Genomic DNA, 25,451 nt, shown 5'->3' on the forward strand with positions numbered 1-25,451 from the left:
CGCATCTCCGTCACACCGACCGAAAGCACGTTCACCATGAGCACCACCACCTCCTCCCTCCCCCTCACCTCCGGCACCTGGCCGGTCGACGCGGCGCACAGCAGTGTCGAATTCACCGTGCGCCACCTCGGCCTCAGCAAGGTCCGCGGCCGCTTCAACGACTTCGACGCCACGCTGACCGTGGGCAGCTCGCTCGACGACGTCGCCGTCACGGCCACGATCGGCCTCGCCAGCGTCGACACCAACAACGCCGACCGCGATGCCCATCTGCGCAGCACCGACTTCTTCGACACCGAGAGCCACCCTCGCATGACCTTCGTGTCGACCGCCATCACCGATCGCGGCGACGGCTCCTACGGTCTCACCGGCGACCTGTCCCTCAACGGCGTCACCCAGACCGTGGTCCTCGATGTCGAGTTCAACGGCACCGAGGACTACCCGATGGACGGGTCGGTCCACGCAGGCTTCTCGGCGACCGGCGTGTTGTCGCGCAAGTCATTCGGGATCGAGTTCGACGTGCCGCTCGGGGCCGACAAGGTGGCCATCGGCGACAAGGTCAACCTCGATCTCGAGATCCAGTTCGTCCGGCCGTGAACACCGGAGCCGGGGCGGAGCCCCCACCCGTCCCGGCTCCCATGGCCTCAACTAGATTGCCGCCCGTGGGGAACAACGGCCGCGAAGCCGACGTGCAATGGCTCGACGACGACGAGCAGGCGGCCTGGTGGGCGCTGCTGGAAGTCGGCTCGGGCCTCTTCGACGCGTTGTCGGCAGATCTGCGCAGGATCGCCGACCTCACCCTCGAGGACTACGAGGTCCTCCACCTGCTGTCGTCCCAGGAACACCACCGGCTGCGCATCGGCCGACTCGCCGACGAGATGCTCTCGAGCCGGACCCGGTTGTCGCAGCGGATCGACCGACTCACCGAGCGCGGGCTCGTCGGCCGGGAACGCTGCCCGTCCGACGGACGAGCGATCAACGTCGTGCTCACCGACCGGGGCCACGCGCTGCTCGTCGACATCGCTCCGCGCCACCTCGAGTCGGTGCGCCACCATGTCTTCGATCAACTCGACCCGGACGACGTGACGGCGATGGCAACCGGTCTGGGCAAGGTCGCCGAGCACCTCCACGCCCTGCGGGCCGGCGAAAAGCCCGCCGGCTGCTGATCCCTAGGCGGGGACTGCGGCCGCGTCCGCTTCGGCGACGAGCTGTTCGACGCCCTCCGGCAGCAGGAACCCGGCATCGGCCGCCGCCTGCGCCGACTCCCGCACCTGGGTCACATAGTCCTCATGGGTCGGATAGCGCGCCGCCAGCACCTCCGCGTCGAGCGGTGTGGTCGACCCGAACAACGAGCAGATCACGCTCGCGCCGGGCCGGCTCTCACCCGTGTGGACGGCCCGGGGGACGTCGACGTCGGGCGTCCGGATCCCCCCGAGCGCGATGCCGAGCTCGTCGCGGGCGATGCGACCATCGACGATCTCGAGCTCGGGTGCCGCGGCGGGCGGCGTGCCGTCGACCACCCATGCCACCAGGTCGCTCCAGGCTCGGCGCAACACCACCGGCTGTGGACCCTCGTTGATCGGGCCGCACAGCTCGGTGAAGTCGGGAAGCACGCGATCGGGTTCGATCTCCCGACCGGACGCGTTGCCCCACACGAGCTGCGAGATGTCGGCGTGGGCGGCACCCGCGACCTCCCACGTCACCAGGAGGTCGGTGTCGGGCTGGCGAGCCGCGAACGCTCGGGCGACATCAGTCTCCGTCTGGAACCACAGGATCGGGTCGGCGAGGTCGGTCCGGAAGTTGAGGACCGCCGGCCCCGAGGCCCCGGCCGCGAGCGCGGCGCCGCCGAGGCGGCTGTGCACGAGGAACCCGTCGTAGATGTCGGCGAGCGGGTGCACGCCGTTGATGTAGGTCGTCAACCGGCCGGCCGACTGTGATTCGCCGAGGGCGATGACGTGCTCGGGCTGCACGCCACCGAGCGGGTCGGCACCGTCGGGTCGGCGGATCGCCTGCGCCGCCTGGGAGAAGATGTCGTAGGAGAAATCGTCGCCCGGATGCTCGATCGGGGCATAGCGGGTGGGATCGGCGGTCTTGATGGGAGTGGCGGTGACGCCGGGGATCGGGATGCCGATGCCGGGCCCGTCGACCCCGGAGAACTGCGCCGACACGCCCACCCAGGTCGTGCCCCGGCCCATGAGCTCGGGATAGAGGAAACCGAAGTCGGGATCGGCGTCCTGCCCGCCCGAGACGTTGAGCCATTCGATGCCGACGACACCGTTCGCGTCGGTGGGATCGGCCGGACGACGCACGAGGATCCGCGTCGTGAACGGCGCCGTGGCGGCTGGCTCGACCTCCCACATGCCGTCCTGGCCGAGCTCGCCGACCGGGGCGTAGCTCGTCGCCTCGCCGCTGATGAAGAACTCCTCCTCGACGTAGCCATACTCGTCGAGCACCTCGCGGGGCGCAGGGTTCGCGGGCAGACCGCCACGATCGCCGCCGGTGACGGGTCCCTCGACCGTCGCCACGGCGACCGCATCGCCGCGCACGGGCATCGTCGTCGTCGTGGTGACGGTGGGCGTCGGGGCAACCGTCGTCGTCGCGTCCGCGATCGTCGTGGTGCTGTCGGCGATCGCCTCCGACCCGCTGCCGCCGCCCGAGCACGCACCCGCCAGGAGCACGAGGGCGATCGCCGGCGCCGACCATCGGTACACGACCGTCGGGCGAGCACACGACGGGAGGGTGTGAGGATGAGCACGGCGCATACCGAGACGATAATCCCGGAACTTCGGTCGATTTGTGGCCCCTGGCTGCCCGGGGCGACGCTTCCCCCATGCACCGCCTCCGGATCCTGCTCGCCGTCGTCCTCCTGGCCGCCGCATGCGGCACCGACGACCCGCTCGAGAACCTCGCCGCCACGCCCACATCGCCCGTCGCCACGTCGACCACGGTCGGCGCCGACACGCCGCCGGTCTCGATGCCCGATGCCACCGAACCCCGCGACTGGGCGCTCCCGGGCGCCGACTACCACAACTCGCGGCAGGCGATCGGCTCCTCGATCGATGCCGGCACCGTCGAACTGCTGGCCCGGGCGTGGTCCGCGGAGATGGCCGGCCCGCTCTCCACCGTGCCGATCGTGGTCGACGGCGTGGTCTATGCCCAGGCGGGCAACGGCGCAGTGAGCGCCATAGACGCGTCGACGGGCGAGGTGCGGTGGACGAGCGCACCGACGGGATTCAACATCGGACCGTTCGGCGCAGCGGTGGCCGATGGTCGGGTCTTCGCCGTCTACGGGTCGACCGGTGTGGTCGCCCTCGACGCCGCCACCGGCGACGAGGTCTGGGTCGCCGAGATCACCGCAACCCCGACGACGGGCATCGACATCCAGCCGGTCGTCTACGACGGGCTCGTGTTCGTCAGCACCGTGCCCGTGAGCATCAGCGGCATCTATGTCGGCGGGGATCGCGGTGTGCTCCATGCACTGGACGCGGCGACCGGTGAGGTGGTGTGGACGTTCGACACGGTCCTCGGCGACGACCTGTGGGGCAACCCCGACGTGAACTCCGGCGGCGGGTCCTGGTATCCGCCCGCGATCGATCCCGAACGGGGTCTCGTCTATTGGGGCGTGGCCAACCCGGCGCCGTTCCCCGGCACCGCCGAGTTCCCCAACGGCTCGAGCCGACCGGGTCCCAACCTCTACACGAACTCCGCGGTGGCGCTCGACATCGCGACGGGTGAGCTGCAGTGGTACCACCAGGTCATCCCGCACGACATCTTCGACCGCGACCTGGTCCACACGATGATCGTCGACCTCGCCGACGGGTCCGACCTCGTCGTCGCCACCGGCAAGGGGGCGACCGTCGTCGGCATCGACCCCGACACCGGAGCGCCGCTGTGGGAGACACCGGTCGGTCGCCACGAGAACGACGAACTCGACGAGATCGCTGCGGGGACGACCGTCTACCCGGGCACGTACGGCGGGGTGCTCACCCCACCGGCCTCGGCCGACGGAACCGTCTACGTCGCCACACTCAACGCGCCGTCGACGCTCTCCCCCGACGCGACCTTCTACTTCGGGGGCGACCTGGGCACGGAACCCGGTGAGGTCGTGGCGATCGACGCGGCCTCCGGCGGCGTCCTCTGGGCCACCTCGGTTCCCGGCGATCCGTTGGGCGGTGTGGCCGTCGTCAACGACCTGCTCCTCACCGCGCTGCTCGACGGCACCGTGCTCGCGCTCTCGCGAGCCACCGGTGAGATCGTCCACGAGCTGAGCGCTCCCGGCGGGATCAACGGCTGGATGTCGGTGGTCGACGACACGATCTACGTGCCGGTGGGCCAGGCGTCGCCGCCACAGATCGTCGCGTACCGGGTCCCGGGCTGACGACAGCGCCGCGAGTGGAATCATTCCTCCCCCGAGGCCCTCGGCGGGACTGCAGCCATCGGGACCACCCGCACTACCATCCCGTGCTGGTCGGACCGCGACGAACGGCCGAGGGGGCACAACATGCAACAGCGACGAATCGAGTACGCCGGGTCGGTCCATGACCAGCGCGAGATCGACGCGGTCATTGCCGTGTTGACGGGCGGCCCCACCGCGTTGCGTATCGGCCGCAACGTCCGGGCGATGGAACAGCGCGTGGCCGAACTGTTCGGCATGTCCCGAGGCGTCATGGTCAACTCGGGGTCCTCCGCGCTCTACCTCGCTGTCGAACTCCTCGACCTCGACCCCGGGGACGAGATCATCACCTCGTCGGTCACCTTCTCGACCGACATCGCCCCGATGTACCGGGCCGGCCTCGTCCCCGTCTTCGTCGATGTCACCCCCGACACATTCCAGATCGACGTCGAGCGCATCGAAGAGATGATCGGGCCGCGCACCAAGGCGATCCTCGCCCCCAACCTCATCGGCAATGCGCCCGACTGGGATCGCATCCGCGAGATCGCCGACCGCCACGACCTGATGGTCATCGAGGACTCGTGCGATGCGCTCGGGCTCACCCTTCGCGGCACGCCGACCGGCACCCGCGCCGACATCACGGTCACCAGCTTCGCCCTGTCCCACATCATCACGGCGGCCGGCACGGGAGGCATGGTCTGCGTCCACGACGACGATCTCGCCGACCGCGCACTCCTGCTGCGCCGTTGGGGACGCCGATCGGAGATCCAGCTGTTCGGGTCCCGCAAGGGTGAAGGCGATCGATTCTTCTCCGCCATCGACAGCGGCCCGGGCGACCGGGAACTCGAGTACGACAACCTGTTCATCTTCGACGAGGTGGGCTGGAACTTCGAACCGTCGGAGATCTCCGCGGCCTTCGGTCTGGTCCAACTCGACAAGCTGCCCGACAATCTCGCCCGTCGGCAGCGGAGCTTCGAGCTCACCGCCGCGGGCGTGGCACGCCACCCCGACCTGTTCACGCTGCCCAGCCTCACCGACGGCGTCGAGACCGGCTGGCACATGTTCCCGTTCCTCATCAACCCGGCGTCGGGCATCCGCCGCAGCGAACTCCAGCAGTGGATGGAGTCCCACGGCGTCGACACCCGCATGGTCTGGACCGGCAACGCCGCCCGGCAGCCGGCCTTCCACGGCAAGCCGATGCGGCTTCCCCCCGACGGGCTTCCCAATGCCGACCACGTGATGGAGTGGGGTCTGGTGCTGCCCAACAGCCACTCGCTCGACGACGACGACTGTGCCTACATCGGCGAGTGCCTCACCGCGTTCGTCGAACGCGACGAACGCTGAGCATGCGGCACGCCTGGGCGACGGTCGCCGTCGTGGCCATGGCGACCTTCCAGGTCGCCATGACCCTGTCGGCGGTCTTCGTGGTCTTCGTCGACCTGGGCGACTATTTCCCCGAGGCGAGCAATGCCGAGCTCTCGTGGGCGATCAACTCCTTCACGATCGTGAGCGCGTCGACGGTGGTCCTCGGCGCCGCCATCGGCGACCAGTGGGGTCGCAAGCGGATCGCATTGCTGGGCACCGCACTCTTCGCCGCCGGCTCGGTCGTCGCCGGCACGGCACCCGGGGTCGGCATCCTGATCTTCGGCCGCTGCATCCAGGCCCTCGGTGCCGCACTGTCGGGGCCGTCGTCACTCGCGCTCGTGTTGGAGGCATTTCCCTTCGAGCGCCGCGGGATCGCGATCGGCGTCTTCACGATGGGCGGCGGGCTCGCCGCTGCAGCCGGCCCCGCGGTCGGCGGCTTCATCGTCGAACACCTGGGGTGGCGGTGGGCCTTCCTCGTGGTCGTGCCCGTCGGTGTGCTGTCGGTCGTCGTGGGTGCGATCGTCTTCAAGGAGAGCTACGGGGTCCGCCGCGAACGACTCCCCGACCCCATCGGTTCGCTGATGCTGATGTTCGGCGTCGGTTCGCTGATCCTGGCTCTCGTCCAGACCGACGAGTGGGGGTGGCTCGACCGCCGCACCCTGACCGCGACGGTCGCCGGCCTGCTGCTCGTCACCGCACTGCTCGTCCGCTCCGCGCGCCATCCGGCCCCGATCATCGATCTGACCCTGTATCGCCATCGCAGCTTTCGGGCCGGCAACGTCAGCCTCGCGACGTTCGCGGCCAGCTTCTTCACGATGCAGTTCGCGGCGATCTTCTTCCTGACCGAGGTGTGGGGCTACGAGATCGGACGGGCGGGCCTGCTCGCCTCTCCCTTCTTCCTGGCCACCGGCCTGATGGGCCCCGTGGCCGGTCGCATGGTGGATCGCGTCGGCCCGCGCCCGGTCGTCGCCACCGGTGCCGCGCTCTGGACCGTTGCCATCCTGGTTCTGGCGTTGGTGATCGGCGAAGAACCTGCGATCGGGCTCTGGCTGGTGGTGGTCGTGACCGGGGGCATCGGGTCCGGCCTGTTCTGGGGGGCCGCGCCGACCCTGGCCGTCGAGGAGCTCGACGGGCCGGGCTTCGCTCGAGCCGGCGGCATCAACCAGACGATGCAGAACACCGGCAACGCGCTGGCCATCGCGATCGCCATCACCCTCCTCGGCAACGACCCGTCGATCACCGACTTCACGCCGGTGTTCGCGATGATCGTCGGCGTCGGGGCGTTGACCACTGCGATCGCTTGGAGTGCCGGTCCCCGGTTGGGCCGGACTCCGGTGCCGCCGCTGCCGGCGACCACGTTCATCGAATAGGGGGAGACGACATGGCGCTGCTGGACGACCGGGTGTGTGTGGTGGTGGGCGTCGGCCCGGGCATGGGTCGAGATGCCGCCCTTCGATGCGCCGCCGAAGGTGCCGATGTCGTCCTCGCGGCGCGCTCGGCCGAGCGACTCGAGATGGTGGCGGCCGAGGTCCGCGCCCAGGGCCGCCGCGCCCTGTGCGTCCCGACGGACGCGACCGACGATGCCTCCGTCGCCGCGCTGGTCGAGGCCACCGTCACCGAGTTCGGTCGGCTCGACGTGCTGGTCAACAATGCGTTCCGCCAGCCACCGTTCGAGACGCTCGAAGAGGTCTCGATGGAGACCTGGAACGACAGCCTCGACATCAACTGCACTGCCGCCTTGCGCACCAGCAAGGCGGTACTCCCCACGATGCGGGCCCAGGGGAAGGGATCGATCGTCAACGTCGCGACGATGTCGATCCGCAACAATCGACCGAACTTCGGGGCCTATGCCGCGGCGAAGTCCGCCCTCACGTCGCTCACCCGCACCCTCGCCAACGAGGTCGGCCCGGACGGCATCCGGGTCAATGCCGTCTGCCCCGGCTTCATCCTCGGCGACTCGGTGCGCACCTATCTCGCGTCGACGGCCGCACAGAACGGCATCACCTACCAAGAGCAGTACGACCGGATCACCGAGCAGATCCCCCTCCGGTTCATTCCCGACTCGGCTCAGATCTGCGGAACCATCGTCTTCTACGCGTCGGACCTCTCGATCGCCTGCACGGGGACCAGCCTCGACGTCAACGGCGGCCAGTGGATGACCTGGTGATCCGAGGTCGCCGCTAGGGGTGCGTCGGTCGGGCCTGTTCGAGGCGAAGCTCGACACCGCAGGTCGCACCGAGCTCGGTCAACGGCGCCCGCACCGAGGTTTCGGCATCCCACACCCACGCCTCGACCTCGTCGAGCCACTCCTCGAAGGCGAGCGCCTCGTTGATCCGCTTGCGCACGAAACGAGCGGCGTCGACGGTCGTCACCGCCGCGTCGATGACGCGTTCGCTCGCGTCACGGTCGGGAGCGGCGGCCACCTCCGGCGCGAGCGCAAGGGCCGACTCCACGCCGGCCGCGGCCAGCGCCTCGAGCTTTTGCGCCTCGGCCCGCTCGGAGTTCTTGCGCTCACGACGTCGAGCCTTCTTGCGCTCTTCCTTGGACTTGCCCATGGGCTCGGTCATCCGCGCACGCTACCGAAATCGGCGCCGCGATCGATGCGAACGCCAGCGGCGACCCTCGAGTGACGACGCCATTGCTACGTTGTGCGTGTGGCAGCACTCGACGACGCGGATCGGCTCGCGGCGCTCCAGGACAGCGGCCTCCTCGGTGGTGACCCGCTTCCCGGTCTCGACGGCGTGCTTCGCATCGCTCGCCATGTCATGGGCACATCGACGGTCATGTTCACCGCAGTCGACGTCGACCGCCAGGTGTTCGTCGACCACATCGGTCTGAACGAGGCCTGGGCGAGCGCCGGCCAGACCCCGCTGTCGCACTCGTACTGTCGCCTGGTCGTCACGGGAGACGCGCCGTTGGTCGTACGCGACGCTCCGAACGACGAACGGGTGCGGAACAACCCGGCGACCGCCGAGGCGAGCATCGGCGCCTACCTCGGCGTGCCCGTGCGATCCGTCGACGGCCACATCCTCGGTTCGCTGTGTGCGCTCGACGGCTCCCCCCGCGCCTGGACGAACGACCAGATCCGCGTCCTGACGGATCTCGCCGGTGCCATCGAGGTCGAACTCACTCTGCGCGACACCACCAGGGAGCTGGCCGACCGACTGACATCGGAGTCGCTCGAACGGGGGTTCGAGGAGTCGATGACCGCCCTCGCGGCGGCGACGTCGCGATCATGGACCGTCGACGCGGTGGTGCGCTCCATCGTCGAGAACGCGAAGGCGGCCACCGGCGCCGCGGTGGTCACCGTTGCCCTCCACGAGGACGACACCCTTCGCATCTTCGATGCCCGGGAGCCTGGCACGAGCGGCGAGGACGGATGGCACACGACCGACATCGACACCCCGTCGCCCATGACCGACGCGGCACGCAACGGGCGGACACTGATCCTCCCGGACCCACCGGCGATGGCCGAGTGGCCCGAGTTCGCCGACACGATGGCGGACCTCGACCTGCAGTCCTACATCGCGATGCCGGTGGGCACGACCGACAGCGGAGCGAGGGCGGTCATCGGCGTCGGCTGGACGAGCCCGATGAAGAGCCGCGACATGCCGCGCCCGGTCGCCCGTCTCGCCACACTGGCTCGACACGGGCTCGATCGGGCCCACAGCCACGAGACGGCGCGGGTCCATGCCGAACTCCTCGAGACCCTCGTCCTACCCGAGACACTCCCGTCGGTTCCTGATCTCGACATCGCGGGGGTCTATCTTCCGCCCTCGGCCGGCCAGCGGGTCGGCGGCGACCTCTACGACGCCGTGACCCGCGACGACGGGCGCATCGCGTTGATCGTCGCCGATGCGGCCGGCCACGACGTCGTCGGCTCGCTCGTCACCAGCCGGGTGCGCAACGCCTTCACGATGTTGTCCCTCGACCTTCGCAGCCCCGCCCACACGATGCGCGCCATCAATCGCTACCTGATGCGCTCGACCATCACGACACACATCACCGCCGTCGTGGCGCTCGTCGATCTCGAAACCGGCACCGTGACCATCGCGAACGCCGGCCACCTCCAACCCCGGCTGCGCCGCGCCGACGGGCGGGTCGATCGCGTCGGTCCGGCCGGAGAACCACTGCTCGGCCTCCAGACATTCGACTATCACGAAGCCGAGGTGCCCTTCGACGAGGGCGACAGACTACTCCTGTTCACCGACGGCCTGATCGAGTGGCGGGACCGACCGCTGACGGCGAGCGAGCAGGCGCTCGACGACATGCTCGGCGCCCTCGGCACGGAAGGATCAGCCGCCGCCGTGGATCGCCTCTCGTCGGCGCTGCCCTCACGGGACGACGATCTGGCGCTGATGCTGCTCACGCGGCGCGCTCCGGCACGCGACCACGGGCTCGAGTTGGAGTGGCCGGCCGCCGAGATCTCGCTCGGCAACGCCCGGTCTCGATTGTCGCGATGGCTGGACGGTCATCCGCGGCTCGACGACATCGTGTTGATCGCGACCGAGCTCCTCACCAACGCCCGCACGGCCAGCGACCGGCCCGACCGACCGGTGACGCTCCGCGCCTCCCGAGACGACCACTCGGTGTGCCTACGCGTCACGAACCACGGTCCGGCACTCCCGACGGGGACACCGCCGATGCCCGACGCAGCGAACATCCGCGGACGAGGCCTCGCAATCGTCGCCGCGGTCGCAGACCTGCGCATCGAGAACGTCGACGGCCAGGTGACGGTCGAGGCCCGTCTGTCCGACTAGGAGCGGTACTCGGGATTCTGGTCGGCCGCATTCGTGACGTGTGACCACTCCCCCACCGTGTTTCCCTCGGTCGGGAATCCTCCGCGGTCTCGCAGCATGCGGGCCGTGTGCATGAGGTTCCACGCCATGACCGTGCAGTTCTTGTTGGTGAACTCGCTGTCGTACCCGGCCGGTGTCGTCTGTCCGTCGATCTCGTCGCCGTAGCTGGGTCCGGGACCGATAGATCCGAGCCAGCCACAGTCCGCACCAGGAGGAATGACGTAGCCGATGTGTTGCAGGGCGTAGAGCACATCGCGGGCGACGGCCTTCACACCGTCCTCGTTGCCGGTCACGACACAGCCGGCCGTCTTGCCGTAGTACACGTACTGGCCCCGATCGTTGGTCTCGGCACTGTTCGCATACATCCGCTCGATCGCGAGCGTCGCCACACTCGACTTCGCTCCCAGCCAGATCGGCGAGCCGACCACCAGAATGTCGGCCGCCTCGATGCGGTCCTGGATCATCGGCCAGTCGTCGACCGGCGCGCTGTGTTCGGTCATGTCCTTGTCCATGCCGAAGGGGATCCGGTGGTCGAGTGCGTGCACCACCTCGACCGCGACCCCCTCGGCTTCCATGATCCCGGCCGCCCGCTGCACCAGTCGCATGGTGTGCGACTCGCTCGGGTCGCGTTTCAGCGAGCAGTTGAGGAAGAGGGCGGAGAGGTCGGAGAATCCCACGTCGGTCATGGCCGGGCGATACCCACCGACCGGCACCGGCAAACCTGCGGTTGCGTCAGGCCGCGATTGCGTCAGGCCACTATCGCGTCAGGAAGGCGCGCGGATGACGATCGCTCGTTCGTTCTCCCCGAGCGCCACCGATCGGCCTGCGAAGTGGACCCGGCCCGCGGCATCGATCACACACACGAGCTCGGAGTCGTCCTCACCCTCGTCGAGCGGGCCGTCGACGACGACGAGCGAAGCGCCCTGGGCGTAGAGCTCGCTGAGGCGTTCGGCATTGAGATGCTCGGGCAGGACGAGCCGCGGGTTCACAGTCTGCGTGGTCCCGGGTTCGGAGAGCGTTTCGAGCGCAGCGAGTCCGAAGACGTTGGCCGACCCGATCTCCTCGGCCAGGCGTTTCGCGCTGAACGCGTCGAGGTGGTCGGTTCCGGAGAGGACCACTCCCGTGCCGACCCCGATCGCAGCGATCGCTTCGTCGAATGCGTGACCGTCGAGCCTGCCCTGGAACGCGAGCAGACCGAGAGCAGCCGCCCGGTCGGCCTCCTCCTCGTCGAGTCCGAGCAACAGCGTCACCACACCGGCTTCGGTGAGTCGCTCGGCCAGCTCGATCGCGAACGGACTGCCGCCCACGATCGCCACACCGGAAGGTTCGGGCTTGGCGACCCTCAGTCGACGAGCGACCCCGCGGGCGAGCACGCTCGTCACGACGACGGTGGTCACGACCACCGTGAACACCGTGGGCACGAGGGGTCCGGGATCGATGCCCTCGTGGTCGAGTTCGATCGCGAAGAGCGACGCGACGGCCGCGGCGACCACACCGCGGGGCGCCATCACCATCAGGAAGCCCCGATCGGCTCGCCCCAATTGTGTGCCGATGGTAGAAGCCACGACGGCCAGGGGGCGGGCGAGAACCATCAGGACAGCGGCGAGCAGGACCGAGGGAATCAGCCCATCGACCACCACGTCGAGGTCGACTCGCGCGCCGAGCACGATGAACAGCACACCCAACACCGTGGTGCCGAGGTTCTCGTTGAATTCGGTGATGCGCGCCGCCGGAATGAACTGCTGGTTGGCGAAGGCCATTCCCAGCAACGTGACGGCCAACAAGCCTGCCTCCGGACGCAGCAGGTTCGCCGTAGCGAACGCGCCGAGCACCGCGGCCAGGGTGAGGGGCACGTGGAGACGGTCGGCGACGAGGCGACTCCGGAGCGCACCGACCAGCACCAGGGCGACGATCGCACCGACCACCGCACCGGCCCCGAAGGTGCTGAGGAGACGCAGGAGGATCCGGCCGACCGATCGCTCCTCGACGATCGCGTCGAGCACGCCGATCGCCAGCGAGGCACCGATGGGGTCGATCAGGATGCCTTCCCACTTCAGGACCGATCCGGCAGGCTCGCGGGGACGAACGACGCGCAGCAGCGGAGCGATCACGGTGGGGCCCGAGACCGTGAGGATGGCGGCCATGAGCACCGCGATGTCGGTGTCGACATCGAAGAGCAGCAGCGTGAAGACGGTTCCCACCGCCCACGAGACGGCAACCCCGATCGTGACCAGGCGGAGTACCGGTTGACGCGCCGTCCCGAGGGACTTCCAGTGCAACCCCGTCCCACCCTCGAAGAGGAGAATCGCGACTCCGAACGACACTCCGGTGAACAGCAGCTCACCGAAGATCTCGTCCGGGTCCATCACTGTTCCCAGGCCCATGCCGGCGACCAGGAGGAACAGCACCGACGGAACCCGGAGTCGGGCACCGAGCATCTGGCATCCGATCGCTGCGCCGGCGATGACGGCAACGGCGGTCTGTGGATCGGTGATCATCGAACGCCACCCCTCATCGCCTCGACGGCGAGCCGTCGACGCGCCTGCCGCGAGCGCGGCGCACCCGATGAACGGATAGATTTCGCCCGAGCGTCGCGGAGCCCGGAGGACACATCGTGGAGATTCAGCCGATCGTGCAGGACGACGGCACCCGTGTCGCGGTGCACGGCGAAGCCGACGCCGACAATTGCCACGAACTCGGGGCCGCGCTCCTCGACGAGTCGTTGATCGGCCCCGTCCGTCTCGACCTGGCCGGGCTGTCGTTCCTCGACTCCTCGGCGGTCAGCGAGCTGCTCGGCATCCAGCAGGAGTTGGCGACACGCGGCATCGAACTGTCGATCGTCGAGACCTCGCCGGCCGTGCACCGCGTCCTCGAGATCACGGGCCTTCTCGACGTTTTCGGCATCGACGCGAGCTGAACGCAACTCAGCCCCGCCCGAGGCCCGTTGTGCCCGGCCCGATCTGCTCACGGAGCGTCTCGAGCGAGCGTCGGATCAGGCGGCTCACGTGCATCTGGCTCACGCCGACCCGTTCGGCGATCTCCGATTGCGTGAGCGATCCTGCGAAGCGCAGCTCGAGAATCTCGCGTTCACGCGGCGGAAGGGTCTCGAGCAGACCACTGATCGCCATCTTGGTGTCGAACCGATCCACGTCGACATCGGTCGTCGTGAGAGCGGGTGGTGTCGCGCGGGGCGCCTCGTCGGCCGATGATGCCGCACTGTCGATGCTCGACGCCCGATAGGACCGCTGCACGTCGAGGGCCTCGAGTACCGCGTCGGTGTCGAGTCCGGTCTCGGCGGCGATCTGATCCACGGTCGGTGACGCGCCGAGCCTGAGCGCCAGTTCGTCGACGACGGCGCGCACATGGAGCGATCGCTCCTGCAGCGACCGCGGAACGTGCACGGACCACGTGGCGTCGCGAAAGTAGCGCTTGAGCTCCCCGTCGATGGTCCGACCGGCGAAGGTGGAGAACTGCACGCCGATCGACGGGTCGAACCGGTCGACTGCCTTGACGAGTGCGAGCATCGCCACCTGACGGAGATCAGCGCTTTCGGCGCCACGGTCTCGGTAGCGAGCGGCGAAGTACTCGGCCAGCGGCACGAACGACTCGACGATCGCGTTGCGATTCGTCTCGCTCGGATCGGCGGCGAACGCCTCGAAGAGCCGGTCGCGATCCGAGGCGTTCGCCCCGGGTCGCTCAGACGGCATCGACAGCGGCCTTGGCCTTCGACAGACGAATACGACGCCGTCCGCTCTCGGACTCGTCCAGCTGGAAGTCATCGACCGTCGCACCGAGGATCGCTTCGACGAGATCGTCGACACCGACCGGCGCGAGCGCCTCACCGGTGCGCACGCCGACGATCTCGACCACGCCGTCGGACGCGTCGAGCGTCAACGTGACCTCGCCGCCGACCTCGTCGTCGGCCAGAAGCCAGGTGAGCGCCTCGGTGACGGCGAGACGGAGATCATCGAGCTCCTCGACGTCGAACCCGGCCGCTGCGCCGACCGCGGCGGCATTCAACCGACCGACGACGAGATACCCCGGGCGAGCGGGAAACCCGATCCTGAGTTGATCGATCTCATTGGGCACAGCGTGTCCTCTTCCTGTGACGCGTCTTGCTGTGACGCGTCGCCGGCACGAGGCGAAGCCTACGCGCCGGCGCGGTCCATGGGCTCACGTGAAGACACTCACACCGCCGGGACCCACGAGCAGGCCGACGATGATCAGCACGGCACCGTAGGTGAACTGCTTGCGCACGACGGCGACGATTCCGGAAACGACGAGGATGACGGCGAGGAGCCAGAGGAGAAACGACATGGGATATTCCTGCTTTCTTGTGGTTGGTTCTTTGTGATGCTGGAAGGGGTACCCGGAGCGCGGAGGTCCGAAACCCGGTTCAATCGGCCCGTGCTTCGGCCATGCCGGCCCGGTAGGCGGTGGCGAGCGCCTGCTTCTCGATGTCGTCGAGCGCCTTTCCCGCCAGCTGGAACACCTCTTGTTCCTCCTCCCGGAGGTGATGCAGGAGGCGGTGCTCGAGCTCACGGGCGGTCACCAGGAACTGGGGTGCCGACATGTCGTAGCCGTCGAGCTGCTCGATGAAGTCCTCGAGTTCCTTGTGCTCGGCAACACTGTGACGCGCCATCTCCTGCGTCAGATCGTCACCCATCAGCGGCACGTAGAACTGACGTTCCTCGTGCACCGCGTGAGCGGACAACTCGTCCTTGAGTTCCTCGAACGAGGCCTCCCGGGCCTCGCTCGCGCCGGTTGTGTCGAGGAGCTCCCCGATCAGCCGACGCTGCCGTTCGTGGTCCTCGCGAAGCGCTTCGAAGATCGTCATCATCTCGTGTCCTTTCAGGATTCCGACGTCTCGCCGTGGGCCGACGTCGTGGGCGGTGAGGGAGCGGACGTACCCGACCGCGTCGGGTTCAAACCCCCGTGTGGCCGATTGCGGGAGCATGCGCATCGTTTAGCTGCACGCGACGGCGGGTATGCCCGACGCGAACCCACACACAGGAGAACCCCATGGGCGCCATCCGCAAGGCCTTGTCGATCACGACCCTCGGAGTCGTGAACTGGCGAAGCAAATCCGAACTGCTCGAGATCGAGCGTGCTGCGCTGGACGAGACGAGCGAGAAGCTCGCCGAGCAGCAGGCGAAGGCAGAACGCCTCGGCCGGCGGGCGAGGAAGGCCGAGAAGAGGGCCCGCAAGGCCGAGCTGAACGAGCTGAAGACCGCAAGGTCCGCCCGCCGCCGACGCCGCTTCCTGCGCCGCAAGCAGAAGGTGGCCCTCGCCGCGAAGGGCGCAACCGCGGATGCGAGCGCCGCCGCTTCCGCTCAGTCCCGACGCGCCCGTCGCAAGCTCCGCCGAGCGGAGAAGAAGGCTCGGTCGCAGGTCGACGCCGTCACCGACGCAGTCCACGACCTCGCCTGAGGTCTCTCACCAGGTCCTGTCACCGCCTGGCGAGCCGGCCGCTACGGTCCGATCATTCCGCGTTCGTCGGGGGCGAGCAGCCCCGTCGGCACGTCGGGATCCTCGAACGGCAGCGCGGGGCGGGAGTACTCGACCGTCCCGAGTGCCATGGTGAACAAGTCGACGGCGTCGCGCAGCACCGCTTCGTCGATGCCGTGCCGATCGGCGACGAGGTCGACCAGCTCCTCGCCCGATGCGCGGGCGTCACGTTGGGCGACGGCAGCGGCGTCGTAGCCGATCAGCGGCGCCAAGGCCGTCACGATCGCCTGTGATCCCTCTGCGAGCGCACGACACCGCTCGAGGTGGGGCACGACCTTCGCCACCACCTTCTCTGCGAGCATGTCGGCTGCTGCGGTCAGCAGATCCAGCGAGTCGAGCAGGTCGTGCACGATGAGCGGCAGGTAGGTGTTGAGTTCGAGCGCGCCGCGCGATCCGGCGTGGGTGATCCCAGCGTCGTTGCCGATGACTCGGGCGACGATCTGGTTCACCACCTCGGGAATCACCGGGTTGACCTTGCCCGGCATGATCGACGACCCGGGTTGCAACTCCGGCAGCTCGATCTCGCCGAGACCGGCGGTCGGACCGCTCGCCATCAGCCGGAGATCGTTGGCGATCTTGTCGAGGGAACACGCGACGGTCTTCGCCCGTCCGGAGAGATCGACCAGGTCGTCGTGCGCTCCCTGGAGGGCGAAGTGGTTCGGACAGGGGGTCAGGTCGAGGCCGGTGGACACGGCGAGTTCGTGGATCGCCCGTTCGGCGTAGCCGGGCGGCGCATTGAGGCCGTTGCCGACCGCGGTCCCACCGAGCGGGAGCCGCCCCAGGTTCGCCATGAGCGAGTCGATCCGGGAGCGACCGTCGACCACCTGTTGGCGGTAGCCACCGAACTCCTGGCCGAGCGTGATCGGCACCGCGTCCTGCATGTGGGTGCGACCGACCTTCACGACGTGCCGGCTGTTGACCTCGTGCAACCCGAGCTCCCGCTCGAGCCGGGCGAGCGCGGACACGAGACGGTTCGCCGCCTCGAGCACTGCTATCCGGCTGCCGCTCGGCATCACGTCGTTGCTCGACTGCCCCAGATTCACATGATCGATCGGGTGAACCGGGGTTCCGTCGAGGAGCTGTTCCGCCCGTGCCGCGACCACCTCGTTGACGTTCATGTGGGTCGATGTCGCCGAACCGGTCTGAAACACGTCGACGACGAACTGGTCGTCCCATGCGCCGGTGCGGATCTCCTCACAGGCCGTGGCGATCGCCTCGGCGATCGGGCTCGGCAACCGTTCGGGCACCAGGTCGCACAGCACGCCGGCCGCCGCCGCCTTGATCCTCGCGACGGCGTGGACGACGGGGAGCGGGAACACGACACCGGACGCGTCGAAGTTCTCCACCGCCAGGCGGGTGTGCTCGCCGTAGAGGGGGACGCTGGGAGTCGTCATCCTCCGTCCTCGCCGAACGTCCGGTCTCTGGATGTTGCGGGGAACCGACCTGACCAGGGCGTCTCTGTCGTCCAGTCGGGCTGCACATCGGCATGCGCTCCATCGATGATCGCCCGACCGTCGACGAGGTCGACCAGCGGCGCGACCACGGGATCCGGACCCGACCGCACACCGGCCGGGTCGGCCAACGCGTCCGGGAAGAAGGCGAGGAGTCCGTCGACGACACCCTGGATCTGGCCGGCGAGCCCGCACCGGGCACCTTCGACCACCCTGGCCGACGAGACCTGGAGGGATTCGGCGACCGCGGGCAGGCGTTCGGCGCCGCTCCTGGCCGCGTCCAGGTGACCGGCGATCGCCAGACCCTCGGTCTTGCAGGGCAGGCACTGTCCGCAGCTCTCGACCGACAGGAACGAGGCGGCTGCCCGCGCGATCGCAACCGGATGGGTCCCCTTCGCGAAGACCCGGATCGCCGCCGCGCCGATCGGCAGCGACGTCTCGGCGTCGGGTTGTGGGACCATCGGTCTGTCGAGGTGACCGGCCGGGATCAGCGGATACGACACGCCGTTGAGCACGGCCGCGGCATCATCGGCGCCGTCGCCGACCACGTCGCGCAACGAGGTGCCGACCGGGAACTCCTCGACTCCGGCGACAGGAACGTCGCCGCTGACGGTGGCGAGAAAGGTCGCCACCGGCCATTCGGGACGATCCGCACCGTGATACCGGATCACGTGAGCGACACGAGCAAGCGTTTCGACATTGTGGACGAGCGCGGGCGGCGGCAGGGTCCCCTCGTCGAACGGCGCAGCCATCGCAGTCGACGCGGGCGATCCCGTCCCGTCCATGTCGAGCGCGCCATGTCGCCATGGTGGTCCGATACGAGGGAAGGGCTGATGGCCGACGACCACCTCGAGCAGCGCAGACTCCTCGCCGAACAGGTACCGGTCGGGCCCGTAGACGAACACCACCTCGGCAATGCGCTCGGTCGCCAACGCCTGCACCTCCGCTACCGCCGACTTCAGTCGGGCGACCTCGGTCGCGAAGCTCTCCTTCGTCGCGATGACGATGGTGTCGGCCCCGACGGCGCGGGCGGCGATGACCGCTCCCTCGACGACCGAATAGGGGTCCCGGCGTATCAGCATTCGATCCTTGAACGAACCGGGCTCGCCCTCGGCCGCGTTCACGACCAGCGACGGCGCCGCCTCCACGGATCGGAAGCGGTTCGTCGTCCGCCACTTCGTCGCGACCGGGAACCACGCTCCCCCGCGGCCACGAAGACCGGCCTCGTCGATGACGTCGATCGTCGCTTCGGCGCCGAGGAGGGACGCTGCGAGGATCGCGTCGCCGGCTCGGGCTCGCAGGTGATGCGAGTACGACGCGACAGGGGCGGGCGGCAGCACGGAGTTCGGGTCCATGGCGCCGCCGTACCCCTGCGCCACGCCCATCAAACATGGCGGTGTTTGGCACGACCGGTCGGCGGGTAGGGCGACCATCGACCATCGACACTCGGAGCTGAAGATGACACCGCACCCGACCGACTCGAGCCCACTCGACCCCACCTTCGCGAGAGGATCGGACACTCTCGTCACGGTGCTCGCCAGCGCCGCGGCCGCGGGGTACGCGACCGCCATGACGGTGTCTCCCGGTGCCGTGATGGTTTGCGGCAACTGTGCCGAGCACGCTGCTGCGCGTGCCGTTTCCGTCGACCGCTACCGGCGTCTGGAAGGCGCCAGCGACGCAGCTGATCTCATGCTCGTCGCCTTGGTTCGCTGTCCTCACTGCGAGATCGGCGGCACGCTCACCTTCGGCTACGGGCCGAACTCGGGAGTCGACGACGACGATTTCCTGTCGGAACTGGATCTGGGCGACGCAACGCAACGGGCTGACGGGTTTGTCGCCGACCACGAGGCCGCCGACCACGAGAGGGCCGGTCTCCGGGACCCGGACCACGCCCAAGGAGGAACGACGTGAAGATTCTGCTGGCAGTCGACGACAGTGCGACGAGCTACGAAGCAGCGCTCGTCGTCTCACAATGGTTCGGCGACGACGCGTCGATCGTGGCACTGCACGTCGGCACCGTCACGCCGACACTCTCGTCGACGGAGCATCTGGCCGTCGGCGGGTCCGGCTACCCCGTGTTCGCGCTTCCCGCGCTGCGAGAACGCATGACGGAGATCACGCGCGCGGCCCGTGAGGTCGCAGCTCGCGCCGCCAACCTCACGGACGGTTCGGTCCGCACGGAGCAGGGGGATCCGGCCGACGTCATCGTCGCGGTCGCGGCCGAGATAGATGCCGACCTCATCGTGGTCGGCACCGGAGATCGATCGTGGCTCTCCCGCCTGCTCAACCCGTCGGTGAGCTCGACCGTGGCCGAGAAGGCGCCGTGCTCGGTCCTCGTCGTCCGGTCCGGCGCACTGGGTGAATCGACACTGGGTGAATCGACACTGGGGGAATCGACAGTGGGGGAACCGACATGACAGCGGTGCATCCGCCCCGCGTGACCACGGCTGAACTCCAACACCTCGCCCGCGGGCAGGCACCGTTCGTGTCGATCTATGTCGACACCCGCACCGCGCACCGAGACACGCTCGTGCAGCGCGTCGCCGCCGTCGCCGACGGCCTCTGCGTCCTCGGCGCGCCGGACGACATCGTGCGTCGGACGACCACGGCGTTCCTGGCGCCGCCCGCCGATCGCGCCGGCCTCGCCGTTGTCGCGTCCAGCGACGGTCGGACCGTCGTCGCGTCCTCGCCCGAACCGTTCGAGCGGGACGTCGGTTTGTACTCCCGGGTCCCGTACCTCGGGCCGATGATCGAGATCGCCCAACAATCGATCACACATGCCGTCGTGCGCGACACCGAGCACGGCGTGCCCGACCTCACGGTGTTCGGCGCGGACGGCAGCGTCCAGACGACCACCGCGGCGGCACCACAGCGCACCGACGACGTGCTCGCGGAAGTCGTTCGCCACGATCCGGCCGTCGTTTTCGTCGTCGGAGACGCCCCGACGTCGATGGTCACCCACCTCGAGCGAATGGTCGCCGAGAACCGCCTCCGCCCCGACTGCAGGATCGAGCCCCTCGACGAGGGAACCGACGACGACGTCGCCGACGCCGTCGTGCGCCACGCCGCCGGCGTGGTGGCCTCCCACAAGGTCGAGTTGCTGCGCGAGTTCCGCTTCGAACGCTCGCACGGGCGGGCCGTCGACGGCATCGACGCGGTTGTCGCGGCGGTCAACGCCGGACTGGTCGCCACCTTGATCCTCAACGCCGACCCCGACGACCATCGTCGGGCGATCGTCGGCTCCGAGGGAGACATCGTCCCCCTGGACGGTCCGGTCGCCTCTCCGTCACCCGCCGTCGACGAGGTCCCGCTCGTCGACGCGCTCATCTGGGCCACTCTGGCCCGCGGGGGCGCCGGCGCGGTCATCCCGACGACCGGCGACGGCGGACCGGCCGACGACATCGGAGCGCTGCTGATCCCGCGACCGGCGAACGGTCTCATCGACCGGTGACGCCGGCACCACGATCGAGGGCCTGACTCAGGGATGCGCCGTGCGGAACCGGACCTCTCGCTCGAGACTGGTCGACAGCAGACCGCTGCGCTCCTCCGCCGCGAAGACCTCCAGCTCGGCGCTCTCGCCGTCGGCGACGTGCAGCTCGATGTCGAGCCGCGTGTCGGAGATGGTCACTCCGGTGCGTTCCACGACCCGTCGATAGCTGCGATCGAGCCCGATGCCCACGCGCAGCAGCCCGGCCAGGACCCGCACCGTGTGCTGGTCCTGCTCTGGGAGGGCGGAGAACTCGAGATGACGGGGCCGCGGTTCGCTCTTGCGGTGATAGCGGGCGACGAGCGCGATCAGCTCGAGCTCCTGCTCGGTGAACCCCAACAATTGCTCGGAGTTGCGGATCAGGTAGTAGGAGTGCTTGTGGTGGGCGGCGTGTGCGATGAAACGCCCGACGTTGTGGAGGACGCCGGCCGCCTCGAGGATCTCCCGCTCGGGCTCACCCAAACCGTGGATCGGGGCGGTCTCGTCGAACAGCCCGAGTGCAAGGTCGGTCGCGTGCTTCGCATGGGCGACGTCTTCGTCGAAGCGGTCCGCAACGGCGAGCACGCTGCGGCGCCGGAGGTCGGGAAGGTGATGCAGCGCGCCCTTCGCCCCGGCCCGTCGGTCCAGCCGATCGAGAACGACCCCCTCGCGTAGCGCGTTGGGTGACACCACCATCTCGTCGATGCCGAAGGCTCGGAACAGCTGCTGCAGCAGGATCGCGCCGGCGACGATCACATCGGCGCGTGCCTCGTCGAGCCCGGCGAGATCGGCGCGATCCTCCGGCGTCGGTCGTTCGACGAGGGCGTTCACCACCGAACTGAGTCCCTCACGGGTGAGCACCAGATTGTCGATCGTCCGCACTGTCCGGCCCTCCATTCGGGCTGCCATCGTGGCGACGGTCTCGATGGTCCCCGAGCAGCCGATCGCCACCTCGTGGCCCAGTGCCCCGACCTCGTTCGCGACCGTCGAGAGGAACGACTTCAGGTACGACTTCAGCTGCCTGACCGACCCCTCGGCGACGACACCTCCGGGCATGAAGCCGTCGGTCAGCCGAATGTGACCGAGCTTCATCGAGCGGACCAGCAGGGGTTCGGTCTCGCAGCCGACCACGATCTCCGTCGACCCACCCCCGATGTCGATGACCAGATGGTTGCCCGATCCGACTGCGACTGCACTGAGCGCGCCCAGATGGATGAGTCGCGCCTCCTCCACACCGGCGATCACCTCGAGGCGCACACCGGTCCGGCGGCGCACCTCGCGCAGAAACGCACGCGGATCGGCCGACTCGCGGACCGCGCTCGTCGCTACCGCGACCAGTTCGGCGTCGTAGCCCGCCGCGATCTGGGCGAACCGATCGACGGCGGCGATGGCACGTTCCACCGCATCCGGATCGAGCGACTTCATGTCGCGCTCGCCCGACCCGAGGCGGACCTTCTCGCGATCGCGGGCGATCACGTCGAGCGGTCCGAGCGGCGTCGCCCGGGCGATGACGAGGTGGACGGAGTTCGTGCCGACGTCGATCGCCGCGAGCGGTCGTTCGGCATCGGGACTCGTGTCTGTCACACCGAGACCCTACGCATGCAATCGGCGTGTCCGGCGGCTTCCGCAGCGACGACGACACGGTACGCGTTGCGTCGTCATGGTCGGGGTCGGCGCCGTGGGCCGCGGCGCTCCTCCATCTGTCGATTGACCTCGTCGACGAACCCCGGCGTCTGACGTCCTGCGGTGACACGACTCACTGCGACATACGAGGCCGCGCCCACCGGAATGGGGAGCCAGAAGTTGATCAGCCGGTACGCCACGACCCCGATCGATGCCTCGGCCCGAGGCGTACCGAAGCCCACGAGCGTCGGGATGAGGATCGCCTCGATGACACCGAGTCCGCCGGGACTGACCGGAACCGCCGCCATCACGTTGGCGAGGCCGTAGGCGACCAGCAGACCCACGACACCGGGACGGTGGCCGAAGGCCGACAGCATGATCCACAACGCCGCCGCGTCGAGCAACCAGTTCGCCGCGGCGAGCACCACCACCATCCGGAGACGGGAGCGGTCCCGTTCGAGCATCCTGAGCAGATCGGCCAACTGCAGCATCGACTCGCGAACCCGACGGAACTCCGGGGATCCCGCGAGCCACTTCGACATCCCGGGTGACCGCACGGTCGAGATCGGAACCAGCGTCAACCTCTGATCCCGGTCGGCGCTTGCTATGGTCGCCGCCGACCGACGAGCTCTGAGGTGGGACACGAGATGGATGCCGAGACCAACAAGGCGATCGTCCGGCAGTACTGGGATGCGCTCGCCGCCCGCGACTGGGACGCCATGATGGCGCTGCTCACCGACGACGCCGAATACACCGATGTCGGCGCGGGCGGCCGGGCCGGGATCGGACCCGAAGGGGTGGTGGCCCGCTTGAAGATCGGAATCGAGTCGCTGTCCGACTATCGGCATCTGCCCGGCGAGAAGATGATCGCCGAGGGAGATCTCGTGATGACCGAACACACCGAGCAGTGGCACTTCCACACCGGCGAGGTCTTCGACCATTCGTTCGTCTCGGTCACCGAACTGCGTGACGGCAAGATCTTCCGCTGGCACGACTACAGCAACATCTCGAACATCTACGACAACGCACCGCAGTGGTGGCTCGAGGACGTCGCCCGCCGGGCGAGCGAGCTACCGCAGTAGCGACGCCGCCGGCTCTGCCGCGGCCGGTCAGGTACGGACGAGGCGACCGGGGCGGGCGCCGGTGTCGACGCCGTAGCGCCGGGTGACGGCGCCGTTGACGATGGTGGCGACATAGCCGGTGACGTCTTGGAGGATGCGGCGACCACCGGCCGGAAGGTCGTCGACGGGACGCGGCGCATGCAGCGTGAGCCCCTCGAAGTCGATCACGTTGAGGTCGGCCCGCTTGCCGACCTCGATCGTGCCCCGGTCGGTCAGTCCGACCGCGGCGGCGGTCTCCGCGGTCTGCTTGCGCACCACGGTCTCGAGCGGCAGCGTCGCCCCGCGGGAGCGGTCACGGGCCCAATGGGTGAGGAGGTAGGTCGTCACCGACGCGTCGCAGATCATCTTCACGTGGGCACCGCCGTCGGAGAGGCCGATGACGGTGTCGGGGTGCGTGATCATCTCGGCCAACGGATCCCCGCTGACCTGGGGGTAGTTGGTGAACGCGCCGAGCAGGTAGTCGCCGGCCGCCAGGTGGTCGTAGAGCACGTCCCACGGATCTCTTCCGGTCGCCGCGGCGATCCCGGCGACCGACATCTCCGGCGTGGGCTCGTAGTCGGGCTCCGGTCCGAGGGGGAACACCAGGTGCCACATGTGCGGCATCGACTCGCACAGGCCCTCGAACTGGCGACGGGGATCCGGGGCGAGGTCGTCCTCGCCGAGGATGGCGGCCTTCACCTCGGGCTTGCGAAGCTCCTCGAGGAGTTGGTCGAGCGGCAACGAATCCTCGAGGCGTCGGAAGGTGGGTCGCCGCATCAACCCGTGGTACGACGCGGCCCCGAGCAGCATGCCGCCGGGCCGCGCGCCGACCTGGGGGATGAGGTGCGCCCCCTTGGCGTTCTCCTCGGCCACCAACGCGAGCTGGTCTCGCCAGAGTTCCGGCGCACCCATGGTCTGGACCATCAGGAACGGCACCGCCAGCCCGGCCGAGCGGGAGACGTCGGCCATGAGGGCGATCTCGCCCAGCGTCAGCTCGTGGTCGCCGCCGGTCTCCCCCATGGGCACGACTTCGAACAACCCGCCGCCGGCCTCGACGACTGCGGCGGCAAGACCGGTCAGCTCGTCGGCCCCGGCGTAGGTACCGGGCACGAGCTCGCCGTCGAGCGACTTGTGGTTCATCGAGCGTGATGTCGAGAACCCGACCGCGCCGGCCTCGACGCCTTCACGAACGAGTCGGGCCATCTCGGCGACGTCGGCCTCGGTGGCGTCCTCGTTCTTCGCCCCGCGCTCCCCCATCACGTAGACCCGCAGCGGGGCGTGGGGCATGAACACCGCAATGTCGAGGGCGAACTCGCGGCGACCGAGCGCATCGAGGTACTCCGGGAAGGTCTCCCACTCCCACTGGATGCCTTCGTGCAGGGCCGTTCCCGGGATGTCCTCGACGCCCTCCATCAGTTCGACCAGCCAGTTCTCCTGTCCGGGCCGAACGGGGGCGAAGCCGACGCCGCAATTGCCGGCGACCACCGTCGTCACGCCATGACTGGCCGAGGGGTCGAGCACCGGATCCCATGTGGCCTGTCCGTCGTAGTGCGTGTGGATGTCGACGAACCCCGGCGTCACGAGGAGTCCGGTGGCGTCGATCGTCTCGGTCGCGTCGCCATCGACGTCGGCACCCACCGCGACGATCACTCCGTCGGCGATGGCAATGTCGCCCACGAACCGGTCGCGGCCCGTGCCGTCGACGATCGTTCCACCCTTGATGACGAGATCGAACATGCGCCGACGGTA

At 68.8% G+C, this 25,451-nt stretch carries 26 protein-coding genes; 13 read left to right on the forward strand and 13 right to left on the reverse strand.

Annotation, left to right across the window (positions count from 1 at the left end):
• The first annotated feature begins 36 nt into the window (after nt 1-36).
• Nucleotides 37-594 (forward strand): YceI family protein, encoded by a 558-nt coding sequence (locus R2707_07300; protein ID MEZ5244884.1) that lies wholly within the window; start codon nt 37-39, stop codon nt 592-594.
• Between the two features lie 65 nt (nt 595-659).
• Entirely contained in the window at nt 660-1,163 is a 504-nt protein-coding gene (locus tag R2707_07305; GenBank protein ID MEZ5244885.1) for a MarR family transcriptional regulator, read from the forward strand.
• 3 nt (nt 1,164-1,166) lie between these two features.
• Here R2707_07305 and R2707_07310 read toward each other — a convergent pair whose 3' ends face one another.
• Nucleotides 1,167-2,759, reverse strand: a complete 1,593-nt coding sequence (locus tag R2707_07310) for an alpha/beta hydrolase domain-containing protein (protein ID MEZ5244886.1) — start codon at nt 2,757-2,759, stop codon at nt 1,167-1,169.
• 68 nt (nt 2,760-2,827) lie between these two features.
• Between R2707_07310 and R2707_07315 the strand changes: the two genes are divergently transcribed.
• From R2707_07315 to R2707_07330, 4 genes are all read left to right on the forward strand, one after another.
• Entirely contained in the window at nt 2,828-4,375 is a 1,548-nt protein-coding gene (locus tag R2707_07315) for a PQQ-binding-like beta-propeller repeat protein (GenBank protein ID MEZ5244887.1), read from the forward strand.
• Between the two features lie 123 nt (nt 4,376-4,498).
• The gene (locus tag R2707_07320; GenBank protein ID MEZ5244888.1) at nt 4,499-5,734 is read left to right on the forward strand and encodes a DegT/DnrJ/EryC1/StrS family aminotransferase; all 1,236 of its coding nucleotides are present in this window, start codon (nt 4,499-4,501) and stop codon (nt 5,732-5,734) included.
• Between the two features lie 2 nt (nt 5,735-5,736).
• On the forward strand, nt 5,737-7,125 hold the full coding sequence (locus tag R2707_07325; GenBank protein ID MEZ5244889.1) for an MFS transporter: 1,389 nt from the start codon (nt 5,737-5,739) through the stop codon (nt 7,123-7,125).
• Nucleotides 7,126-7,136: 11 nt separating this feature from the next.
• On the forward strand, nt 7,137-7,922 hold the full coding sequence (locus R2707_07330) for an SDR family oxidoreductase (protein ID MEZ5244890.1): 786 nt from the start codon (nt 7,137-7,139) through the stop codon (nt 7,920-7,922).
• 13 nt (nt 7,923-7,935) lie between these two features.
• Here R2707_07330 and R2707_07335 read toward each other — a convergent pair whose 3' ends face one another.
• A complete protein-coding gene (locus R2707_07335) occupies nt 7,936-8,322 on the reverse strand; it encodes a hypothetical protein (GenBank protein MEZ5244891.1) in 387 nt (128 codons plus the stop codon).
• Nucleotides 8,323-8,409: 87 nt separating this feature from the next.
• Between R2707_07335 and R2707_07340 the strand changes: the two genes are divergently transcribed.
• Nucleotides 8,410-10,515, forward strand: coding sequence for a SpoIIE family protein phosphatase (locus tag R2707_07340; protein MEZ5244892.1), 2,106 nt, complete (start codon nt 8,410-8,412; stop codon nt 10,513-10,515).
• Here the strand turns inward: R2707_07340 and R2707_07345 are convergent.
• Nucleotides 10,512-11,240, reverse strand: coding sequence for an NAD(P)H-dependent oxidoreductase (locus R2707_07345; protein ID MEZ5244893.1), 729 nt, complete (start codon nt 11,238-11,240; stop codon nt 10,512-10,514). The two genes, R2707_07340 and R2707_07345, sit on opposite strands and share 4 nt — an antisense overlap.
• A 78-nt stretch (nt 11,241-11,318) precedes the next feature.
• A complete protein-coding gene (locus tag R2707_07350) occupies nt 11,319-13,052 on the reverse strand; it encodes a cation:proton antiporter (protein MEZ5244894.1) in 1,734 nt (577 codons plus the stop codon).
• 116 nt (nt 13,053-13,168) lie between these two features.
• On the opposite strand from R2707_07350, the gene R2707_07355 reads away from it, so the two are divergent.
• Nucleotides 13,169-13,471: an STAS domain-containing protein gene (locus R2707_07355; protein ID MEZ5244895.1), complete on the forward strand. Its 303-nt coding sequence runs from the start codon at nt 13,169-13,171 to the stop codon at nt 13,469-13,471.
• A gap of 7 nt (nt 13,472-13,478) precedes the next feature.
• Here R2707_07355 and R2707_07360 read toward each other — a convergent pair whose 3' ends face one another.
• The 4 genes from R2707_07360 to R2707_07375 form a co-directional block, all read right to left on the reverse strand.
• The gene (locus R2707_07360) at nt 13,479-14,261 is read right to left on the reverse strand and encodes a SigB/SigF/SigG family RNA polymerase sigma factor (protein MEZ5244896.1); all 783 of its coding nucleotides are present in this window, start codon (nt 14,259-14,261) and stop codon (nt 13,479-13,481) included.
• Nucleotides 14,251-14,643, reverse strand: coding sequence for a hypothetical protein (locus R2707_07365; protein MEZ5244897.1), 393 nt, complete (start codon nt 14,641-14,643; stop codon nt 14,251-14,253). Before R2707_07365 ends, R2707_07360 begins: the two co-directional genes overlap by 11 nt.
• An 84-nt stretch (nt 14,644-14,727) precedes the next feature.
• Nucleotides 14,728-14,871, reverse strand: a complete 144-nt coding sequence (locus tag R2707_07370; protein ID MEZ5244898.1) for a GPGG-motif small membrane protein — start codon at nt 14,869-14,871, stop codon at nt 14,728-14,730.
• A 79-nt stretch (nt 14,872-14,950) separates the two neighbouring features.
• Nucleotides 14,951-15,391, reverse strand: coding sequence for a hemerythrin domain-containing protein (locus R2707_07375; GenBank protein ID MEZ5244899.1), 441 nt, complete (start codon nt 15,389-15,391; stop codon nt 14,951-14,953).
• Between the two features lie 185 nt (nt 15,392-15,576).
• On the opposite strand from R2707_07375, the gene R2707_07380 reads away from it, so the two are divergent.
• Nucleotides 15,577-15,984: a hypothetical protein gene (locus R2707_07380; protein MEZ5244900.1), complete on the forward strand. Its 408-nt coding sequence runs from the start codon at nt 15,577-15,579 to the stop codon at nt 15,982-15,984.
• A 41-nt stretch (nt 15,985-16,025) separates the two neighbouring features.
• Here the strand turns inward: R2707_07380 and R2707_07385 are convergent, their stop codons facing one another.
• Nucleotides 16,026-17,456: a lyase family protein gene (locus R2707_07385; GenBank protein ID MEZ5244901.1), complete on the reverse strand. Its 1,431-nt coding sequence runs from the start codon at nt 17,454-17,456 to the stop codon at nt 16,026-16,028.
• Nucleotides 17,453-18,868, reverse strand: a complete 1,416-nt coding sequence (locus tag R2707_07390) for an NADH-ubiquinone oxidoreductase-F iron-sulfur binding region domain-containing protein (GenBank protein MEZ5244902.1) — start codon at nt 18,866-18,868, stop codon at nt 17,453-17,455. Before R2707_07390 ends, R2707_07385 begins: the two co-directional genes overlap by 4 nt.
• Before the next feature lie 103 nt (nt 18,869-18,971).
• Between R2707_07390 and R2707_07395 the strand changes: the two genes are divergently transcribed.
• From R2707_07395 to R2707_07405, 3 genes are read left to right on the forward strand one after another with little or no spacing between them, the layout of a single operon-like run.
• Nucleotides 18,972-19,424 (forward strand): hypothetical protein, encoded by a 453-nt coding sequence (locus R2707_07395; protein MEZ5244903.1) that lies wholly within the window; start codon nt 18,972-18,974, stop codon nt 19,422-19,424.
• Nucleotides 19,421-19,930 (forward strand): universal stress protein, encoded by a 510-nt coding sequence (locus tag R2707_07400; protein ID MEZ5244904.1) that lies wholly within the window; start codon nt 19,421-19,423, stop codon nt 19,928-19,930. Before R2707_07395 ends, R2707_07400 begins: the two co-directional genes overlap by 4 nt.
• A 20-nt stretch (nt 19,931-19,950) precedes the next feature.
• Entirely contained in the window at nt 19,951-20,964 is a 1,014-nt protein-coding gene (locus R2707_07405; GenBank protein ID MEZ5244905.1) for a hypothetical protein, read from the forward strand.
• Between the two features lie 27 nt (nt 20,965-20,991).
• Here R2707_07405 and R2707_07410 read toward each other — a convergent pair whose 3' ends face one another.
• The gene (locus R2707_07410) at nt 20,992-22,563 is read right to left on the reverse strand and encodes a Ppx/GppA phosphatase family protein (protein ID MEZ5244906.1); all 1,572 of its coding nucleotides are present in this window, start codon (nt 22,561-22,563) and stop codon (nt 20,992-20,994) included.
• A 74-nt stretch (nt 22,564-22,637) separates the two neighbouring features.
• On the reverse strand, nt 22,638-23,144 hold the full coding sequence (locus R2707_07415) for a YbhN family protein (protein ID MEZ5244907.1): 507 nt from the start codon (nt 23,142-23,144) through the stop codon (nt 22,638-22,640).
• A gap of 93 nt (nt 23,145-23,237) precedes the next feature.
• Here R2707_07415 and R2707_07420 point away from each other — a divergent pair, with 93 nt between their 5' ends.
• A complete protein-coding gene (locus R2707_07420; protein ID MEZ5244908.1) occupies nt 23,238-23,684 on the forward strand; it encodes a nuclear transport factor 2 family protein in 447 nt (148 codons plus the stop codon).
• A gap of 27 nt (nt 23,685-23,711) precedes the next feature.
• On the opposite strand, the gene R2707_07425 is transcribed toward R2707_07420, so the two are convergent.
• Nucleotides 23,712-25,439, reverse strand: a complete 1,728-nt coding sequence (locus R2707_07425; protein MEZ5244909.1) for an amidohydrolase family protein — start codon at nt 25,437-25,439, stop codon at nt 23,712-23,714.
• Nucleotides 25,440-25,451: the final 12 nt, after the last annotated feature.

This window comes from Acidimicrobiales bacterium (assembly GCA_041394245.1).
Classification (GTDB): Bacteria; Actinomycetota; Acidimicrobiia; order Acidimicrobiales; family Aldehydirespiratoraceae; genus JAJRXC01.

Excerpts from the sequence above, each read along its gene's own strand:
- R2707_07310 (MEZ5244886.1), bottom strand. The coding sequence starts at position 2,759 with ATGCGCCGTGCTCATCCTCACACCCTCCCGTCGTGTGCTCGCCCGACG.
- R2707_07370 (MEZ5244898.1), bottom strand. The coding sequence starts at position 14,871 with ATGTCGTTTCTCCTCTGGCTCCTCGCCGTCATCCTCGTCGTTTCCGGA.
- R2707_07345 (MEZ5244893.1), bottom strand. The coding sequence starts at position 11,240 with ATGACCGACGTGGGATTCTCCGACCTCTCCGCCCTCTTCCTCAACTGC.
- R2707_07325 (MEZ5244889.1), top strand. The coding sequence starts at position 5,737 with ATGCGGCACGCCTGGGCGACGGTCGCCGTCGTGGCCATGGCGACCTTC.
- R2707_07320 (MEZ5244888.1), top strand. The coding sequence starts at position 4,499 with ATGCAACAGCGACGAATCGAGTACGCCGGGTCGGTCCATGACCAGCGC.
- R2707_07395 (MEZ5244903.1), top strand. The coding sequence starts at position 18,972 with ATGACACCGCACCCGACCGACTCGAGCCCACTCGACCCCACCTTCGCG.
- R2707_07315 (MEZ5244887.1), top strand. The coding sequence starts at position 2,828 with ATGCACCGCCTCCGGATCCTGCTCGCCGTCGTCCTCCTGGCCGCCGCA.
- R2707_07425 (MEZ5244909.1), bottom strand. The coding sequence starts at position 25,439 with ATGTTCGATCTCGTCATCAAGGGTGGAACGATCGTCGACGGCACGGGC.
- R2707_07300 (MEZ5244884.1), top strand. The coding sequence starts at position 37 with ATGAGCACCACCACCTCCTCCCTCCCCCTCACCTCCGGCACCTGGCCG.
- R2707_07390 (MEZ5244902.1), bottom strand. The coding sequence starts at position 18,868 with ATGGACCCGAACTCCGTGCTGCCGCCCGCCCCTGTCGCGTCGTACTCG.
- R2707_07350 (MEZ5244894.1), bottom strand. The coding sequence starts at position 13,052 with ATGATCACCGATCCACAGACCGCCGTTGCCGTCATCGCCGGCGCAGCG.
- R2707_07330 (MEZ5244890.1), top strand. The coding sequence starts at position 7,137 with ATGGCGCTGCTGGACGACCGGGTGTGTGTGGTGGTGGGCGTCGGCCCG.
- R2707_07335 (MEZ5244891.1), bottom strand. The coding sequence starts at position 8,322 with ATGACCGAGCCCATGGGCAAGTCCAAGGAAGAGCGCAAGAAGGCTCGA.
- R2707_07375 (MEZ5244899.1), bottom strand. The coding sequence starts at position 15,391 with ATGACGATCTTCGAAGCGCTTCGCGAGGACCACGAACGGCAGCGTCGG.
- R2707_07360 (MEZ5244896.1), bottom strand. The coding sequence starts at position 14,261 with ATGCCGTCTGAGCGACCCGGGGCGAACGCCTCGGATCGCGACCGGCTC.
- R2707_07415 (MEZ5244907.1), bottom strand. The coding sequence starts at position 23,144 with ATGTCGAAGTGGCTCGCGGGATCCCCGGAGTTCCGTCGGGTTCGCGAG.
- R2707_07380 (MEZ5244900.1), top strand. The coding sequence starts at position 15,577 with ATGGGCGCCATCCGCAAGGCCTTGTCGATCACGACCCTCGGAGTCGTG.
- R2707_07385 (MEZ5244901.1), bottom strand. The coding sequence starts at position 17,456 with ATGACGACTCCCAGCGTCCCCCTCTACGGCGAGCACACCCGCCTGGCG.